This window comes from Halomonas sp. MES3-P3E, from assembly GCF_002836035.1.
Taxonomy (GTDB): domain Bacteria; phylum Pseudomonadota; class Gammaproteobacteria; order Pseudomonadales; family Halomonadaceae; genus Vreelandella; species Vreelandella arctica.
This window is the reverse complement of record NZ_PJBT01000108.1, coordinates 1-1,085: the sequence shown is the minus strand read 5'-3', so window position 1 is coordinate 1,085 and position 1,085 is coordinate 1. Positions and strand designations below refer to the sequence as shown.

Here is a 1,085-nt window from a genome sequence, read left to right as displayed (position 1 = left end):
TAAGTACCTGATCTAAAGTTTTCGTGTAATATCCATGCCAGGATTTCTGACACGGACAGAACCATGGAAAAACGCTTCGTTGCCCCTCTCACTGAACCTGAACAACAGACGCTGACCTCCGCCTATCACCATGGCGAGAAGCGCGCTCTCCGTCGTCGGGCGCATGCCATTCTACTGAGTGACCAAGGCCATACTATTACCCAAATCAGTGAGATACTTCAGGTTCGCCGCGATGCCGTATCACGATGGTTCAAGCAATGGGAAGTGTCCGGTTTTGATGGTCTCACCGACAAACCGCGTAGTGGACGAACACCCGCCCTCGATGAACACGATCACAAGCGACTGCAAGCGTTGGTAGCCGAGCATCCCCATCAGATTCGCGCCTTACAGGCTCGCTTTCAAGAAGAGACTGGCAAGTCTGTCGCCACGGTGACACTGCGCCGGGCGTTGAAAAAAAAATGGCCATAGCTTCAAGCGCATTCGGCATTCACTCAAGACCCAGCGTGACGAAACGGACTTTCGCAAAACGCAAGGCTTGATGAAAGCGCTTCACGAGCGAGAGGACCAAGGCGAGCACGAGCTCTATTACTTTGATGAATCAGGTTTTTCACAAGCGTCGTCGGTGCCGTATGCGTGGAGCCCTATCGGCAAGCCCTGGGAAGTCACTGCCTACTCCCGCAGCCGAAGGCTAAACGTGCTGGGCTTCCTAAGCCGAGCCGGAAAACTGGTCTATCACACGACAACCGAGACAGTGACCACGGAAACGGTCATAGAAGCGTTTGACCAGTTTGTGATCCAGAAGGATCCAGACACCTTCGCCGTTGTGGTGCTCGACAATGCCAGCATGCATCGCTCCAAGGCCTTTAGGCGCAAGAGGGTGGAGTGGATGTCGCAACGTGTGCATCTGATCTATCTGTCTGCCTACTCACCAGAGCTGAATCTGATAGAGATTCTGTGGCGGCAGATGAAGTACACCTGGCTGCCCTTGAGTGCCTATCTCTCGTTTGAACGTCTACATGAAGAGGTACACCGCTTACTCGGTGGTTACGGAACTGATCACGCGATTAATTTTGAATAGGCACTTA

General features: G+C 52.9%; 1 protein-coding gene. It reads left to right on the top strand.

All coding sequences use genetic code 11. The features are described 5' to 3' along the window. Positions 1–63 precede the first annotated feature (63 nt). Positions 64–1,078, top strand: a protein-coding gene (locus CXF87_RS12110; protein WP_101146788.1) for an IS630 family transposase whose coding sequence is annotated in 2 segments (ribosomal slippage) — positions 64–450 and positions 452–1,078 — 1,014 coding nt in all. Because the reading frame shifts where the segments join, the coding sequence is not laid out codon by codon here. Positions 1,079–1,085: the final 7 nt, after the last annotated feature.